Annotated in this window: 12 protein-coding genes and 1 pseudogene; 2 read left to right on the forward strand and 11 right to left on the reverse strand. The window is 72.4% G+C overall.

Features of this window, described 5'->3' with window-relative positions; genetic code table 11:
- Window positions 1-112 precede the first annotated feature (112 nt).
- On the reverse strand, window positions 113-1,078 hold the full coding sequence (locus tag C2142_RS20220; protein WP_148643957.1) for an aldo/keto reductase: 966 nt from the start codon (window positions 1,076-1,078) through the stop codon (window positions 113-115).
- 190 nt (window positions 1,079-1,268) lie between these two features.
- Between C2142_RS20220 and C2142_RS20225 the strand changes: the two genes are divergently transcribed.
- Entirely contained in the window at window positions 1,269-1,469 is a 201-nt protein-coding gene (locus tag C2142_RS20225) for a hypothetical protein (RefSeq protein ID WP_148643958.1), read from the forward strand.
- A gap of 42 nt (window positions 1,470-1,511) precedes the next feature.
- Here the strand turns inward: C2142_RS20225 and C2142_RS20230 are convergent, their stop codons facing one another.
- From C2142_RS20230 to C2142_RS20265, 8 genes and pseudogenes are all read right to left on the reverse strand, one after another.
- Complete coding sequence (locus tag C2142_RS20230) at window positions 1,512-2,483, reverse strand: endo alpha-1,4 polygalactosaminidase (RefSeq protein WP_241003235.1); 972 nt, start codon at window positions 2,481-2,483, stop codon at window positions 1,512-1,514.
- 113 nt (window positions 2,484-2,596) lie between these two features.
- A complete protein-coding gene (locus C2142_RS20235) occupies window positions 2,597-3,280 on the reverse strand; it encodes a spherulation-specific family 4 protein (RefSeq protein ID WP_148643959.1) in 684 nt (227 codons plus the stop codon).
- Window positions 3,277-4,182, reverse strand: a complete 906-nt coding sequence (locus C2142_RS20240) for an NAD(P)-dependent oxidoreductase (RefSeq protein WP_148643960.1) — start codon at window positions 4,180-4,182, stop codon at window positions 3,277-3,279. Before C2142_RS20240 ends, C2142_RS20235 begins: the two co-directional genes overlap by 4 nt.
- 149 nt (window positions 4,183-4,331) lie before the next feature.
- Window positions 4,332-5,033, reverse strand: a pseudogene (locus C2142_RS20245) (sugar phosphate nucleotidyltransferase); the annotation flags it as partial.
- Window positions 5,034-5,104: 71 nt separating this feature from the next.
- Entirely contained in the window at window positions 5,105-6,097 is a 993-nt protein-coding gene (locus C2142_RS20250) for an SDR family NAD(P)-dependent oxidoreductase (protein WP_148643962.1), read from the reverse strand.
- 99 nt (window positions 6,098-6,196) lie between these two features.
- Window positions 6,197-7,723 (reverse strand): hypothetical protein, encoded by a 1,527-nt coding sequence (locus C2142_RS20255; RefSeq protein ID WP_148643963.1) that lies wholly within the window; start codon window positions 7,721-7,723, stop codon window positions 6,197-6,199.
- A gap of 372 nt (window positions 7,724-8,095) precedes the next feature.
- Entirely contained in the window at window positions 8,096-9,601 is a 1,506-nt protein-coding gene (gene pelF / locus C2142_RS20260) for a GT4 family glycosyltransferase PelF (protein WP_148643964.1), read from the reverse strand.
- A 106-nt stretch (window positions 9,602-9,707) separates the two neighbouring features.
- Entirely contained in the window at window positions 9,708-12,062 is a 2,355-nt protein-coding gene (locus C2142_RS20265) for a hypothetical protein (protein WP_241002685.1), read from the reverse strand.
- A 413-nt stretch (window positions 12,063-12,475) separates the two neighbouring features.
- Here C2142_RS20265 and C2142_RS20270 point away from each other — a divergent pair, with 413 nt between their 5' ends.
- Complete coding sequence (locus C2142_RS20270; RefSeq protein WP_162002512.1) at window positions 12,476-13,429, forward strand: tyrosine-protein phosphatase; 954 nt, start codon at window positions 12,476-12,478, stop codon at window positions 13,427-13,429.
- Window positions 13,430-13,484: 55 nt separating this feature from the next.
- Here C2142_RS20270 and C2142_RS20275 read toward each other — a convergent pair whose 3' ends face one another.
- Window positions 13,485-14,438, reverse strand: coding sequence for an RNA polymerase sigma factor SigF (locus tag C2142_RS20275; RefSeq protein WP_241002686.1), 954 nt, complete (start codon window positions 14,436-14,438; stop codon window positions 13,485-13,487).
- A 188-nt stretch (window positions 14,439-14,626) separates the two neighbouring features.
- Window positions 14,627-15,472 carry an RNA polymerase sigma factor SigF gene (locus C2142_RS20280; RefSeq protein WP_241002687.1) on the reverse strand — a complete coding sequence of 282 codons (846 nt, stop codon included), beginning with the start codon at window positions 15,470-15,472 and terminating at the stop codon, window positions 14,627-14,629.
- Window positions 15,473-15,731: the final 259 nt, after the last annotated feature.

A 15,731-nucleotide genomic window follows, 5' to 3' on the forward strand; every position in this document is an offset into this window, starting at 1 on the left:
ACCTGTCACTTTCCCAACGTTCTGTCGTCAACTTGTCGTTGGCGACAGAACGTTAGGAAACGGATGGAGCCGAGCCGGTCACGTCATCGTGACGAGTGGAGGGGGGCTCCGCTCAGGCGGAGGCGGTGCTCAGCAGGGTGAGCTGTTCCGGGGTGAGGCGCAGGGAGACGGCGGCCAGCAGCGGAGGGAGTTGCTCGACCGTGCGGGCGCTGGCGATCGGGGCGGCGACCGTCGGGCGGGCGTTGAGCCAGGCCAGGGCGACCGTGGCGGGCTCGGCACCGTGCTCGGCGGCGACGGTGTCCAGCGCCTCCAGGACCTTGGGGCCGCGCGGGTCGGCCAGGTAGCGGGAGGCGCCCTCGGAACGGGCGCTCGCGACCTCGCCGCCGCCGGGGCGGTACTTGCCGGTCAGGAAGCCGGAGGCGAGCGCGTAGTACGGGACGGTGGCCAGGCCGTGGTCGGCGACCACGTCGGCCAGCGGGCCCTCGAAGGTGGCGCGGGAGACCAGGTTGTAGTGCGGCTGGACGGCGACGTACTTGGCCAGGCCCTCGCTCGCGGCGAAGGCCAGCGCCTCGGCGAGCCGCTCGGCGCTGATGTTGGAGGCGGCGATCTCGCGGATCTTGCCCTCCTTCACCAGCTCGTTCAGCGCGGTGACGAACTCCTCGACCGGGGTGTCGTCGTCCTGGTGGGTGTAGTAGAGGTCGATGCGGTCGGTGCCGAGGCGGCGCAGCGAACCCTCGACCGAGGACTTGATGTTGGCCGCGCTCAGGCCGCGGGCCTCGGGGTGCAGGCCGACCTTGGTGGCGATCACCAGGTCGTCGCGGTTGCCCCGGCTGCGGATCCAGTTGCCGATGATGGTCTCGGACTCGCCGCCGACGTTGCCGGGTACCCAGGAGGAGTAGGTGTCGGCGGTGTCGACGAAGTTGCCGCCGGCGGCGGCGTAGGCGTCGAGGACGGCGAAGGACTGCTCCTCGTCGGCCGTCCAGCCGAAGACGTTGCCGCCGAGGGAGAGCGGGTACACGGCGAGGTCGGAGGTGCCCAGCCGGACCCGGCCGGGGGCGTCACTGTGGTTTCCGGTCATGACCGGAGTCAACCGGATCGGGCGGGTGGGCATTCCATGATCCGGACGGACTTCACACGCTTGTCGCACCCCCGTCGCAAGGGCGCGGGGGCGAACCCTGGGAGGACAGGAGGGGGGAGACGTGGGGGGAGCGTGCCGGAGGAGGGTCCGGGGTGTCGGCGGGGTCCACGGATTCGTTAGAGTCCGTGCCATGGCTGACAACGACTACGACCCCGCCGGCAGCACCCAGATGTTCCGGGCGTTCGTCGACGAGAGCCCGGCACCCCAGGCGCCGGGCTCCGTCTCCACCTACGGCAGCACCAGCAATGGCAGCCGGACCGGCCTGATCGCGGTGATCGCCGTCGTCGCACTGGCCGTTCTGGGTGCCGTCATCTGGTTGGCGGTCAAGTAACACGCTGGACGGAGTGCCTGGCGGACTGCCCGCCCTGCCGGGTCAGCAGGGCTTCCGCCAGGCGTCCAGTTCGAGCTTCTTCTGCATCGAGCTGAAGCCGAGGGACTTGGTCTTCTCGCAGAACTTCTCCGTGCCGAGCTTGTACTCGACGTGGAAGACCGCCTTGCCCGCCTGCACGAACGGCGAGAGCCGGGCGCACTCGTTGAACTGGGCGCACTCCTCGTTCACGGCGAAGTCGAAGTCGGGCAGCAGGGCGGGGATCTGCTCCAGGTCGTTCTTCAGGCCGATCGCCATGCCGCGTTCGTGCGCGAGTCCGGCCAGCATGCGGTTGTACCGGAGCTGGTCGTCGGCGGTCAGCGGGAAGCCGCTGTTCTGGTTGTAGGCCTCGATGGTGTCCGGTTCGACGGCGTCGAACCCCTTGCTCCTGCACATGTCGAAGCGGGAGGCCATCAGGGGCTTCAGCTGGTCGATCTTGCGGATGTCGAACCACTTCTCGCCCTTCCAGCCGTTGCCGTCCCCCTGGAGGGCCTTGGCGAAGGCGGTGGAGTCGGGGCGGAAGTCCTCCCAGGAACCGGCGTTGATGTAGCAGATCACCTTGCGGCCCTTGGCGTGCAGGGCGGCGACGGTCGCGGCGTCGGTCTCGAAGCCGTCGATGTCGTAGACCGGGACGTCCACCGACTGGTCGACGCCGCCGCCGAGTTGCCACTGCCAGGCGAGGCCGGGGGTTGGCTGCCAGCGGGAGCCGGCGGGCTGCGGCGGCGTGCCGGGCGTGCCGGGGGCGGACGGACTGCCGGGGGTTCCCGGGGTCGCCGGGGTGGTTCCGGGAGTGCCCGGGGTGCTGGGCGTGCCGGGGGTCGCGGGAGTTCCGGGAGTTTCGGGGGTGGCCGTCGTGGGTGCCGACGGGGTGCCCGGGGCGGTGGTGCCGGTGGCCGCGGGCGGCTGGGTGCCGGTGGCGTCGGCCGAGGGGTCGTCCCCGTCCTCCGAACCCGAGCTGCTGCACGAGGTCGCCAGCAGGGCGGTGGTCAGGGCGAGGGCGGCCAGCAGGGGCCGGGTGCGGCGTGTCACGGTGGTCGAACTCCGGATCAGGTCGGTTCGGCGACGGTGCGGCGAGCAGGTCGGGTGGTCGGTCAGACGGCCAGGCCGTGCGGAAGGGTGCTCCAGGGGTTCTCCCCGGCGCCCGGGACGACGCAGCCGACACCGGCCCGGCGTGCGGCGATCAGGGCGACGGCGTCCCGGGCCTGGTCGGCGGGGACGTCGTACACGAGGTGGCAGAACCGGGCGGCGGCGTGCCGTCCGGTCCAGAGCGGCAGGGTCATCTCCCGGTAGGCCGTCCAGTCGCCCTCGAAGGTGACCAGCAGGTCGGCGAGGCCGACCTCGGCGTAGCCGGGATCGGGGTGGTCGCCGTGGCCGAACACCACTGTGGCGCAGCCGGCGGCGCGGGCCGCGGTGGCGAGCCGTCGGTAGTGCGCCAGCGCGCCCGGATGGGTGGCGACCTGGTCGAGGTAGACGCCGGTGATGCCGTGGCGGTGACGGTAGGTCAGGATGTCGTTCACCACGGCGGCGTGCGGCCGTCGGCCGTAGTCGGTGTCGGCGTAGCCGAGCAGCGGGAGGCCGGCCTTGCGCAGCTCGTCGGCGGCCTCGGCGAAGACGCTGTCGGGGGTGTCGCCGGGGCCGTCGGCGAGGTTGAGCACGACGGCGGCGATCCGGCCCGGGTCGGCGGCGGCGACCGCCTGCCAGGCCGCCGGGTCCACCGCGGGGTGGACGTACAGCGGCACCAGCAGGCGGCCGTCGTTCGGGCTTGCGCCGGTCATGCGGCGACCAGTGGGCCGGTGCTGAGCCAGAGGTCGCGCAGGGTGTCGGCGAGGCCGGTCTCCGGGTGCCAGCCGAGCTCCCGGGCGGCGGCCGAGACGTCGGCCTGCTGCCAGGAGACGGCGGCCGAGCGCTCGGAGCCGGCACCGCTCTCGTCGATCCGGCCGGTGAACCCGGCCGCCGCGACCAGGCCGTCGGCGATCGCCCGGACCGGCTGCGCCCGGCCGGAGGCCAGGTTGAGCACCCGGGGCAACGGGCGCTCGGCGGCGACGGCCAGGCCGACCGCGCGGGCGACGTCCCGGGCGTCGACGAAGTCGCGGTGGGCCGAGAGGTCCCCGACCTTCACCACGCCGTCGGCACCCTCCGGGGCGGCCCGGCGCAGCTCGGCGGCGAGCCGGCCGGGCAGCGAGCCGGCCGGGGCACCCGGGCCGACCGGGTTGAACACCCGCAGCACCACGGCGTCCAGCGGCGAGCCGGCCACCGCGAGGGAGCCGGCCAGCTTGGTGGCGCCGTAGACGCCGACCGGGCGGGCGTCGGCGTCCTCGGCGAGCGAGCTGCCGGGGGCACAGACGCCGTACTCGCCGGCCGAGCCGATGTGCACCAGCCGGGCCTTCGCGGCACCCTCCCGGAGCGCCTCGCAGAGCACGGCCGGGCCGCGGGCGTTGACCTCGGCGAGCGTGACCGCGCTGCCGGCCACCGCGCCGGCGAAGTTGACCACCGCGTCGGGGGCGAGCGCGGCCAGCTCCTCGCCGAGCGGGCCGGCCTGGGCGGTGGCCAGGTCGAGACGCAGGTCGTGGTCGGGCCGGCGCCCGGCGGTCAGCACGGTGGCGCCGGGCAGTGACCGCAGGACGGTAAGGGCGTGCCGGCCGAGGAAGCCGTCCGCGCCGAGCAGCAGGATCCTCACGCGGCCCGTCCGTCCTTCTCGGGGCCGGCGGCGGCCGTGGCGGACTGGTCGGGTGCGGCGGCGAGACCGGCGTCCGGTGCGGTGCGGGCGGCCGGGACCGGCAGATCCTGCCCGCCCGGGACGGCGTACAGGCCCTCGGACTCGGCCGGCATCAGCTGCGAGCGGATGAGCGAGAACTCGGCGTTGGCCCGGTCGTAGTCGTCGGGGCGGCCGATGTCCAGCCAGTAGCCGCCGAACTCGTAGGCGGCCGGCGGGGTCTGGGCGGCGAGCAGGTCCAGCACCAGCTCGTCGAAGCCGAGCGGCAGGCCGGGCGTGTACTTGGCGAGCGCCGAGCGGGAGACGCCGTAGACGCCCATCGAGACCCGGTAGTCGATGCTCGGCTTCTCCTGGAAGCCGGTGATTGAGCCGGAGTCGGTGGTCAGCACGCCGAAGTCGATCTTGACCTGGCGGGCGTAGGTGGCGATGGTGAGCGGTGCCCCGGAGGCCTCGTGGTGCTTGAGCACCCCGGCGAAGTCCAGGTCGGTGAGGATGTCGCCGTTCATCACCAGGAAGTTCTCGGGCAGCCGGTCCTGCATGGTGAGCAACGGGCCCATGGTGCCGAGCGGGCTGTCCTCGACGGCGTAGCCGACCCGCAGGCCCCACTGGGAGCCGTTGCCGACGTACGCGCGGATGATGTGGCCGAGGTGGCCGATGGCCAGGGTGACGGTCTTGAAGCCCGCGGCGGCGAGCTGGCGCATCACGATCTCCAGGATCGCGTGCTGGTCGCCGATCGGGACGAGCGGCTTGGGGAGCGCGGTGGTGTAGGGGCGGAGACGGACGCCCTTACCGCCGGCCAGGATCACTGCATGCATGGTGTTTCCCCCACGGAATTTAGTGCGACAGGAGCCTTGGTTAGCGAGTTCTGGCAGGTGGTGCGGCGGCGTCAGACGTTGTAGATGTCGGTCTTGTAGCGGGCCAGGTTGGCCGGGTCGCGGAAGAACTCGATGGTCTGCTCCAGGCCCTCCTCCAGGGAGAAGGCGGGCGCCCAGCCGGTGGCGGTGCGCAGCCGGGTGGCGTCCGCCACGAGCCGCATGACCTCGGAGTTGGCCGGGCGGATGCGCTGCTCGTCCTCCTTCACCAGGAGGTCGACGCCCATCAGCTTGCCGACCAGGGTGACCAGGTCGCCGACCGAGATCTCGCCGCCGGTGCCGGCGTTGAAGGTCTTGCCGACCACGGTCTCGGCCGGGGCGGTGCCGACCGTGCGGAAGGCGTTGGCGGTGTCCTTGACGAAGGTGAAGTCGCGGGTGGGGCGCAGGTCGCCGAGGGTGATCTCGGTCTCGCCGGCCGCGACCTGGGCGATCACGGTCGGGATGACGGCGCGCATCGACTGGCGCGGGCCGAAGGTGTTGAACGGGCGCAGCGTGACGACCGGGGTCTCGAAGCTGGCGTGGTAGCTGTCGGCCAGCCGGTCCCCGCCGGCCTTGGAGGCGGCGTACGGGGACTGGGTGTTGATCGGGTGGTCCTCGGTGATCGGCACGGTCTGCGCGGTGCCGTAGGTCTCGCTGGTGGAGGTGTGCACCAGGCGGGGGATCTCCAGGTGGCGCACGGCCTCCAGCACGTTGAGGGTGCCGGTGACGTTGGTGTCGACGTACGAGTGCGGGGCCCGGTACGAGTACGGGATCGCGATCAGGGCGGCCAGGTGGTAGACCGCCTCGGTGCCCTTGACCAGGCCGTTGACGGAGCCCGGGTCGCGGACGTCTCCGAGGACGATCTCGACCGACTCCAGCACCTCCTTGGACAGGGTCTCCAGCCAGCCGAAGGAGGAGAAGGAGTTGTACTGGACCATGGCGCGGACCTGGTGGCCGTCGGCAACCAGGGCCTCGACGAGGTGGGAGCCGATGAAGCCCTCGGCTCCGGTGACGGCGACGCTGCTCATGCGTGATTCGCTTTCTGTTCTTCGGGGACGGCCGGGCGGGAGGTCAGTGGTGGCCCGGCGTGCACCGGCCGTGGCCGGTGGTCGGTGGTGTCGGACGGTTCAGCGGTGCTTGGTGGTGCGGCCGAGCACGGGCCCGGCGATTGCGGTGAGGACGGCCGCCGCGGCCCCGCAGCCGATCAGCTGCAGGACGGTCGGGTCCACTCCGGTCAGCAGCGCGGTGCACTCGGCGCCCGCGGCTGCCAGACAGATCAGGGCCGTGCTCCAGCTGAGCCCGAAGGCGTTCAGCAGCAGCGCCAGCCAGAGCGAGCCGCCCAGCAGCAGCAGCGCACCGAGCTCCGGGACGCCGAGCGCTGGGGCGCCGGGCCAGAGCACGGTGGCGGCGGCGTCCAGCGCGGCCACGGTGGTGAGGTAGATGAACAGGCAGCCGAGCAGCACGCCGCCGGTGCGGCGGGCGAACGCGGCCGGGGTGTGGCTGGTCCGCAGCGCGGCGACGGCCATCGCCCGGTAGCGGAAGAGCAGCCACTCGGCGAGCCCGAGGCTGAGCGTCAGCGCGATCATCGCCGGCCCCGTCGGGCTGGCTGACGCGCCTTCGGCGGCGCCGGTGCGGACCGCCTGGTGGACGGTGGCGCCGAGGCCGGCGATCAGGGTGAGCGCGCCGACCGCCAGCCCGAACAGCAGGTGCGGCAGCTCGTGCAGGAGCGGGAGCCTCAGTGCCGTGGAGTCCTGCTCGCTGCGCAGGCAGCGGACGATCTCCCGGGCGGCCAGCCCCACCGCCAGCCCGAGCGAGGCCAGCAGGACGACCGTCCGGGCCAGTTGCGGCACGTCGACGGCGAGCACCACGCCCGCGCCGACCGAGGACGGCGCCAGCGCGACCAGCAGGAACTTCTCCCGGCCGAGCACCAGCAGCACGGTGGCCGCCGCCAGGTAGCCGGACTGCCCGGCGGCGAAGCAGAGCGCCCCGAGCGGGCCGCCGATCACGTACCCGGCGGTGGCCGCGACCAGCGCGCCCAGCGGAGCTCCGACGGCCAGGCAGAGCCCGGCCGCCCGGCGCCGGCCGCGGCCGAGCCAGGCGTACGAGCGGTGCGCCAGCGCCTGGTTCCAGGACCAGCTGACCAGGGTGGCCACCGAGAGCGCGAGCATCCCCGAGGGGAGGCCGAAGCGCATCCGGGTGGCCGCGAACAGGTTGGCGCCGAGCAGGTAGCCGAGCCCGGGCAGGGCGAAGACCAGGCCGCGCACCACGCAGCGCCAGGGGTCGGCCCGCCAGGGGTTGGCGAACTCGGCGCTCGGGCCGGGGTAGCGGCGCTCGACCTTCTCGAACAGCTCCTCGGCGACGGTGAACGCGTCGGGGCGGCCGTACAACAGCCCGGCCTGCTCGTCGGAGAGGCCGTCGGACTCCAGGAAGGCCGCGATCTCGTAGGGGTGGACGGCGTCCGCGCAGACGTCGGCGAGCCGTTCGGCCAGCTCGTCCAGCGGGTCGGGAGAGAGGTCGAGCTGCTCCTGCGGCTCGACCGGCTGCGTGGGCACCGCCTGCCGCCGGCGCTTGCGCGGGAGGGTGCGCAGCTGCACAGTCTGCTCGGCCCAGTCCGGGCCGGCCTCGTCGGGGACGAGACGGAGGGGACCACTCATGCGTCCACCTCGTTGCACTCGGCGGCCGCTTCGCGGGACACGCTGCTCTTCACGGTTCGCTCGCTGTGCTCGTTCACGCCGCCACCTCGTTGCACTCGGCGGCCGCTTCGCGGGACACGCTGCTCTTCACGGTTCGCTCGCTGTGCTCGTTCACGCCGCCACCTCGTTGCACTCGGCGGCCGCTTCGCGGGACACGCTGCTCTTCACGGTTCGCTCGCTGTGCTCGTTCACGCCGCCACCTCGTTGCACTCGGCGGCCGCTTCGCGGGACACGCTGCTCTTCACGGTTCGCTCGCTGTGCTCGTTCACGCCGCCACCTCGTTGCACTCGGCGGCCGCTTCGCGGGACACGCTGCTCTTCACGGTTCGCTCGCTCACGCCGTCACCTCGTCGCGCTCGCCCAGGGCCACGGGCTCGTCCCAGCCGGCCGGGGCGCCGTCCTGGACCGCGACCACGCCGTTCGGCAGCCAGCGGGAGGTGCCCAGCAGCTCGGTGTAGATGCCGCGGAAGCCGTCGATGTTCTGGCGGAGCGTGAACTGCTCGATCACCCGCAGCCGGGCCTGCTCGCCCAGCCGGGCGCGGCGCTCGGGGTCGCGCAGCAGCTCGATGGCGGCGGCGGCCATGGGTTCGGGTTCGCGCGGGGGGACGACCAGGCCGGTGTCGCCGACGGCCTCGCGCACGCCGCCCACGTCGGTCGAGACGGTGGAGCGGCCGCAGGACATCGCCTCGATCAGGGTGAACGGGAAGCCCTCGCTGATGCTGGAGAGCATCACCACGTTCCCCGCCGCGTACGCGTCGGTGATGTCGGCGACGCGGCCCTCGAAGGCCACCGAGTCGGCGATGCCGAGCTCGGCGGCCAGGGCTATGCAGCCGTCGCGGTACGCCTCGCCGCCCTTGGGCGTGCCGCCGAACAGCCGCAGCCGGGCCTCGGGTATCTCGCGCTGGACGATCGCGAAGGCCCGGATCAGCGTCTCCAGGTCCTTGATCGGGTCGACCCGGCCGGCCCAGCTGAGCGTGGGCGTCTGCGGCTCGGGTCCGGCGGGCGGGAAGGCCGCCGGGTCCACGCCGTTGTAGACGGTGCGGATGTGTGCGGACGGCGTGCCGCCGCGCTCCTCCCAGCGCCGGTTGTACCGGTTGCCGGGGGTGACCAGCGCGGCCCGCCGGTAGCTTTCCTCGGCGAGCATCCGGTAGAAGCCCAGCAGCAGTGCCTTGACCGGCCAGCGGTACGGGCCGGTGCGGTAGCCGAGGTAGCGCTCGCGCAGGTAGATGCCGTGCTCGGTGAGGAGAAACGGTACGCCGTACTGCTGTGAGGCGATCAGCCCCGGCAGGGTGGCCAGGCCGCCGCTGGCGGCGTGCGCGACGCCCTCCTTGGGCGGCTCGGCCGAGAGCGGGCGCAGCGCGTGTTCCAGCAGGTCGGTGGCGTTGAGCGCGTCGTGCAGGGTGGGCCTGGAGACGGCGGTGGAGAGGTAGTCGCGGGTCCACACGTGCTGGAGGGTGCGCAGGGCGCGCTCGCTCCGCAGGGCCGGGCTGAGCAGCCCGCGGCGGGCGAGGTCGGCGAAGCCGTACAGCTCGGTGCCGAAGTGGGTGGTGTAGACCGGGTCGAGGATGGAGTGCAGGAAGCGCTCGTACGCGTTGAGGAAGCGGCGCATCTCCTTGCCCCGCGGGGCTCTGCCCTCGATGGCCGGGCCCCAGAGCGGCGCGGTCGTGACGGACCGCACGTTGGCGGGCAGCTCCCAGGCCAGCGGTTCGTGGCCGGTGCCCGTGACGGCGATGATGTCGAAGTCGACGTCCGGCATGCCCTGGACGAGCTGGTCGCACCAGACGCTCACACCGCCGTGCTGGTGCGGGTACGTCCCCTCGGTGAGCAGGGTGACGCGCATGGCTTCCCCCCTCCTGTCCTTGCGTCAAGCGTCCGGCCCGAAGGGCCGGTCGGGTGCCGGTGGCGGGGCCGGGGGACGGCCCGGCCCCACCACCGGTATCACCTGTTCAGCGGGTGCCGGTCGTCCCGGCGGTGTTCTTCGCCGGGGCGGCCTTCCCCCCGGAGGCCTTGCCGGTCTTGCTGCTGCCCTGGGCGGTGCCCTTGCCGGCGGAACCGGTGGTGGCGCCCTTGCCCGCGACCGGTGCCCCGCTGCCGGGGACCAGCACCGGCGCGTCGGTCCGGGCGGTGTCGCCGGGACCGGCCGGGACGGCGTCGGCGGTGCCCTGCGGCACGACCTTCTTGTCGGCCGGCGCCGGTGCGGTCACCGACTGGGCGGCGACGTTCGGCGTGACGGCCGGGGCCGCCGCCGGGGCTGCGGCCAGCTTCAGCGTCACGGTGCTCTGCAGCAGCGCGGGCTTCACCCAGCCGGACAGCGTACCGGCGTACGCGGTGCCGAACGGCGTGGTGCCGATGGACAGCTTCTGCGTGGTGCCGGTGGGCATGGTGGCCTGGACCTGGACGCCGGCCGGGGCGGACACCGTGACGGTGTCGCCGACCCGGTACGCGGTGACCTGGCCGGAGGCGAGGGCCGCGTTCCAGGCCGCGCGCCGCTGGAACTCGGCGCCGATGTCCTTCTGCGCCAGGTTCACGATCGGGGCGTTGTCGGCGTGCAGCGAGCGGTAGGTCGAGAGGACCTTCTCCAGCACCGGGTAGACGATCCGGTCCTCGGACAGGTTCGACTGGTGGATGAAGTGCGGCCGCGGGTCGTTGCTCAGCACGTGGCCGAGGTCGATCCGGGCCTCCAGCGGGACGATGTACGACTGGTAGCCGGTGTTGACGTCCAGCGGTGCCGGCAGGCAGGTGGAGTTGGCGTTGTTCTCGCAGACGCCGCTGCCGCCCTTGGCCGCGCTGGTGTAGATCCAGTTGTACTCGTCGGCCTCCTCCTTCGCCGTGCCGGCGTTGTAGAAGACGTTCATCGGGTACCGCGGCACGGTCAGCGTGGACGAGCCGACGGCCCGCTGGGCGGGCTCGCGGGAGGCGTCGCTGGCCGTCCACTTGACGCCGTTGGTGACCAGCGAGGGGGCCAGGTACGGGTTGTCGCTGGTCTCCTGCGGGGCGGTCAGCAGACCGGAGTGCTCACCGGTGACCAGCTCGGTCTTGTCCAGGTGCAGGTTGCGCGCCGTCGCCCAGTCGAGGTTGTTCTTGATCTGGGAGGTGATGGTGGCCTGGTCGACCCAGACGGTGTTGCCGGAGGCGTCCTTCGTGCACTTCCACGGCACCACCGAGACGTCCTGGAGACAGCCCAGGTACGGGTGCGTGTAGGTGTGGTTGATCCACCGGTAGCTGGCCTGGTCGGCGACCATCTGGTCCACCACCGGGTCGGTGGTGGCCGAGTGGTCGGCCTTCCAGTCCTCGCTGCCGCCGCCGTTGAACACCATGTCCATGGTGAAGTTGTTGGCGGTCTGCCACTGCTTGGCGTACTGCGCGTCGGCGACCGTCATCCGGATCGGGTTGGCCGTCTCGGGGGTGCCGGGCGGGCAGGTGACGTCGCCGGGGGTGCACTTCAGCGCGGTGTCCCAGCGGTCGTCGGCCAGGAAGACGTCGTCCACGTGGGCCGCGAAGTAGTTGCGGTCGTAGCCGAGGTGGACGCCCTGGGTTATCCAGTCGACTATGCCGCGCGCCAGCAGCCGGTACTGCTGCTGGTACTGGTTGTAGACGAAGGTGACGACCAGTTCCTTGCGGCCGTCGTGGCTGTACTCGCCGACCAGCGAGCCGCGCGCGGTGGAGCCCGGGATCGGGGCGTCCACCAGCGGCGTGAACGAGGCGTCGGCCGGCAGGGAGGCCAGCGGGGTGGCCAGGTAGCCGTAGCTCTCGTCCACCGACGGGTCGTTGTCCTCGAAGGGCACGGCGCCCTTGAGGTAGCCGAACGGGCCGGCCAGGCCGGCCGTGGTGACCTGGCCCTGGACGCCGTCCAGCTTGCCCATGTAGCCCGGGTTCGCCGCCCAGTTCAGGCCGACGTCCGGCTGGGCGTAGGTGTACGCGTCGACCTGGCGCACGCCGAAGGCGGCCTCGTAGGTGGCGAGGGCCGTCATCTCGGCGGAGCCCGCCGTGAACGGGTTGTTGTTGGGCATCACGATGCCCTGGTACTTGCCGCGAGGCTGCCCGTTGACCGTGTCGCTGAGGAAGGCGGCATCGATGACCGGGCGGTTGGCGTCGTTGAGGTCGACGACCTTGTACGGGGTGCCCTGGCTCTTCAGCTCGGCGGCGACGGCCGCCGTCGCGGGTCCGCCGTCGCTGATCACCAGGACCGTGAGGTCGATCCTGGGAGCCGTGGTGGCGCCGTGTGCGAGGGACGACTGCAGGCCGCCGGCCAGCAGGACTGCTGCCGCGCACGCGGCAACTCTTCGGGTCGCTCGACCCATGTGTGTACCTCCCCTGGGCAGGGCGCTCCGCTGCTCGGCGCTCGCCTGCCCTGTCGCTGTTCGCGGGCAGCAGGCTGCCCGGCGCCCATCCTGGTGGAGACTCCGCACCGATTGGGACCAAATGGGCGGGAGTGCAGCGAATCTGTTACCAACGTTCATGGCGATGCCATGAAGGCGCTGATTGTGGCCGGAACTGCACCCGCTGCGCAAATAATGAATTGAAAATTAATAACCGAAGCCTGAGCGTTACTGCTGGTCACCCACCGTGCGCTGGGGCTGGCTGTGGTGCGCCCTACACTGGCGGCGTTGCGCATGACACTCTGGCACACCCTCCCGTTCCGTCGGGCAGGTTCATGCAATATCGCGCAGGGTTGTGCCATGTCACAGTCCGAATATCCAATGGAGGCCGCCGCGTGACCGAGCAGCAGACCGAGACCGCCGTTATCGAGGCCACCCGGAAAGCGGCGCAGGGCGCCCCGGACGCGGGCCTGGAGGCCCGGAGCCTCGGCCTGCAGGGCGCCGTCAACGCCCGCGATCTCGGCGGCTACCGGGCGGCCGGCGGCACGGTGCTGCGGCACGGCGTCGCGCTGCGCAGCGACGGCCTCAACCGGCTCACCGACGAGGATCTCGGCCTGCTCGGCTCGCTCGGCCTGCGCCAGGTGGTCGACCTGCGCAGCCTCGACGAGGTCCGCGAGGCCGGCCCCGACCGCGTCCCCGGCCTGCCGGTCGCCGCGATCGCGGCCGCCGAGATGTCGGCCACCCCGATCACCGTGGAGCCCGCCACGCCGGACGGCGTGACCCTGCACCACGTGCCGGTCTTCGCCGCCGACTTCGACATCTACGTGACGCTGCGTGACGCCCTGGCGGACCGCAGCCCGGAGAAGCAGCGCGCCCTGCTCGGCAACGGCAGGGCCGCCGCGATGATGACCGGCCTCTACCGCTGGTTCGTCACCGACCGGGTGGCCCGCGAGCGCTTCGCCATGGTGCTGCGCCTGCTGGCCGCGCCGGACGGCCCGCCGCTGCTCTTCCACTGCTCGGCCGGCAAGGACCGCACCGGCTGGACGGCCGCGATCCTGCTGACCGCCCTCGGCGTGGACCGCGAGACGGTCTTCGCCGACTACCTGCTCACCAACGAGCGCTCCGCCGGGATCGTCGAGAACATCGTCGACAGCTTCTTCACCCGCGGCCTGATGCAGGAGCCGGAGCTGCTGCTCCCGGTCTTCCGGGCGGAGCGCTCCTACCTGGAGGCGGCCTTCGAGGAGGTCGCGACCGGCTGGGGCACCTTCGAGGGGTTCTGGCGGGACGGACTCGGGCTGGGCGACGAGGTGCTGGAGGGCCTGCGGGCCAACCTGCTCACGGCGCCCTGAGCGCCCCTCAGGGCGCGTCAGGACGCCGGGTGACGCCTCACCCCCGGGCGCGCCGTCAGCCCTCGCTGATCAGGCCCTCGCGCAGTTGGGTGAGGGTCCTGGTCAGCAGCCGGGAGACGTGCATCTGGGAGATGCCGATCTCCTCGCCGATCTGCGACTGGGTGAGGTTGGCGAAGAACCGCAGCATGATGATCCGGCGCTCGCGCGGCGGCAGCTTGGCCAGCAGCGGCTTCAGCGACTCGCGGTACTCCACGCCCTCCAGCGCGAGGTCCTCGTAGCCGAGCCGCTCGGCCAGCGGGCCGTCGCCGTCCTCCTCGCCGGGGCTGGAGTCCAGCGAGCTGGCGGTGTACGCGTTGCCCACCGCCAGGCCCTCGACCACGTCCTCCTCGCTGACGCCCAGGCAGGCGGCCAGCTCGGCGACGGTGGGGGAGCGGTCCAGCCGCTGGGCCAGCTCGTCGCCGGCCTTGGTGAGCGCCAGCCGCAGCTCCTGGAGCCGCCGGGGCACCCGGACCGACCAGCTGGTGTCCCGGAAGAAGCGCTTGATCTCGCCGACGACGGTCGGCATCGCGAAGGTGGGGAACTCCACCCCGCGCTCCGGGTCGAACCGGTCGATCGCCTTGATCAGGCCGATCGTGCCGACCTGGACGATGTCCTCCATCGGCTCGTTGCGGCTGCGGAACCGGGCCGAGGCGTACCGGACCAGCGGCAGGTTGAGCTCGATCAGGGTGTCGCGGACGTACGTGTGCTCGGCGCTGCCGGCCTCCAGGGCGGCCAGCCGCAGGAAGAGCGAGCGGGAGAGCGTCCGGGTGTCCAGCGCGGCGCCGGACGGGGCCTCCGCGGGCGTCTGGGCGGCCGCCCCGGGCACTGCCCGTTCGACGGCCCCCGGCGGGGCCCCGGGGGCGGGCGGGGCTGCGGCCGGGCCGCGCTGGACCGGGATCAGGTCGACGGCGACCGTTGTGCCACTGGCCCGACCACCGTGGATCTCCGCAGCGCCCAGATCTCCGGACATGCACCCACCCCCTTGTGACTGACAGTTGAACGGGGGCTGTCGCACTGAGGTTCCCGGCGACGCCCTCCCCCTCCATACCGGAACACGGTCCCCGGCAAACCCGAACGTCGCAAGACGTCACGCGTCGGTAACGCGCAGCAATCCTGTTCCGGGTGCCCTTTTGCCGTGCTCTGAGGGGATTGTGATGCTCAGTCTTCCCAGGAGTTGCCGGTCCGAAGCCTGGCCAGGATCCGGGACAGAAGGCGTGAGACGTGCATCTGGGACATCCCCAGCTCGGTGCTGATCTGCGACTGCGTCAGGTTGGCGAAGAACCGCAGCATGACGATCCGCCGCTCCCGCTCCGGCAGCTGCACCAGCAGGTGGCGGACCATGTCCCGGTGTTCGACCTCGGCCAGCGCCGAGTCCTCGTAGCCGAGCCGGTCCAGCAGGGCGAGCCCGCCCTCGTGCTCCTGCGCCGCCTCCAGCGAGGCCGCGTTGTAGGCCCGGCCGGCGTCCAGGCAGGCCCGGACGTCCTCCTCGGGGATGCGCAGGCTGGCGGCGATCTCCGGCACCTTGGGGGCCCGGCCGTGGGTCACCGTCAGCTCCTCCATCGCGCCACTGACCTGCACCCAGAGCTCCTGGAGCCGGCGCGGCACGTGCATGGTGCGGACGTTGTCCCGGAAGTACCGCTTGATCTCGCCGAGGATGGTCGGCAGGGCGTAGGTCGGGAACTGGACGCCGCGGGCGGGGTCGAACCGGTCGATCGCGTTGATCAGGCCGATCGTGCCGACCTGGACGACGTCCTCCATCGGCTCGCTGCGGCTGCGGAACCGGGTCGCCGCGTAGCGGACCAGTGGGATGTTGACCTCGATCAGGGCGGCCCGGACCCGCTCCCGCTCGGGGGCGTCCGGGGGCAGCTCGGCGAGCCGCTCGAAGAGCACCCGGGTCAGCGTCCGGACGTCCACCACGGGGCGCCCGCCGGGGCCGCGCAGGCCGTCCGGGCGCAGTTCGCCGGCCGGGCCGATGACGGCGGCCAGCACCTCCTCGGGCGGCATGGCCTGAACGGGGGGCTGGGCGGGGGGCTGAACGGGAGCCTGGGTCTGAACCGAGGCCTGGGTCTGGGGCGGGGGCTGGGCCGGGGGTTGCGCCTGGCCCTGTGCGGGCGGGGCCGGCGCCGGTGCGGCGGCCGTCGTACTGGTCTGTGCAGTGGCCGGCCCGGTATCGGTTCCCGGCGCGCTCCCTGGTGTCCGCACGGACACGTCACCCTTCCCAAAGTCGACAATGGTGGGACTTGCGGATCGGGCGTCGCGTCTC

The sequence above is a fragment of the Streptomyces sp. CB01881 genome, from assembly GCF_002953255.1.
Classification (GTDB): Bacteria; Actinomycetota; Actinomycetes; order Streptomycetales; family Streptomycetaceae; genus Kitasatospora.

Bases quoted from the DNA above. Each gene is read 5' to 3' on its own strand.
- C2142_RS20220 (WP_148643957.1), bottom strand. From the start codon at position 1,078: ATGACCGGAAACCACAGTGACGCCCCCGGCCGGGTCCGGCTGGGCACC.
- C2142_RS20225 (WP_148643958.1), top strand. From the start codon at position 1,269: ATGGCTGACAACGACTACGACCCCGCCGGCAGCACCCAGATGTTCCGG.
- C2142_RS20235 (WP_148643959.1), bottom strand. From the start codon at position 3,280: ATGACCGGCGCAAGCCCGAACGACGGCCGCCTGCTGGTGCCGCTGTAC.
- C2142_RS20250 (WP_148643962.1), bottom strand. From the start codon at position 6,097: ATGAGCAGCGTCGCCGTCACCGGAGCCGAGGGCTTCATCGGCTCCCAC.
- C2142_RS20255 (WP_148643963.1), bottom strand. From the start codon at position 7,723: ATGAGTGGTCCCCTCCGTCTCGTCCCCGACGAGGCCGGCCCGGACTGG.
- pelF (WP_148643964.1), bottom strand. From the start codon at position 9,601: ATGCGCGTCACCCTGCTCACCGAGGGGACGTACCCGCACCAGCACGGC.
- C2142_RS20265 (WP_241002685.1), bottom strand. From the start codon at position 12,062: ATGGGTCGAGCGACCCGAAGAGTTGCCGCGTGCGCGGCAGCAGTCCTG.
- C2142_RS20275 (WP_241002686.1), bottom strand. From the start codon at position 14,438: ATGTCCGGAGATCTGGGCGCTGCGGAGATCCACGGTGGTCGGGCCAGT.
- C2142_RS20280 (WP_241002687.1), bottom strand. From the start codon at position 15,472: ATGCCGCCCGAGGAGGTGCTGGCCGCCGTCATCGGCCCGGCCGGCGAA.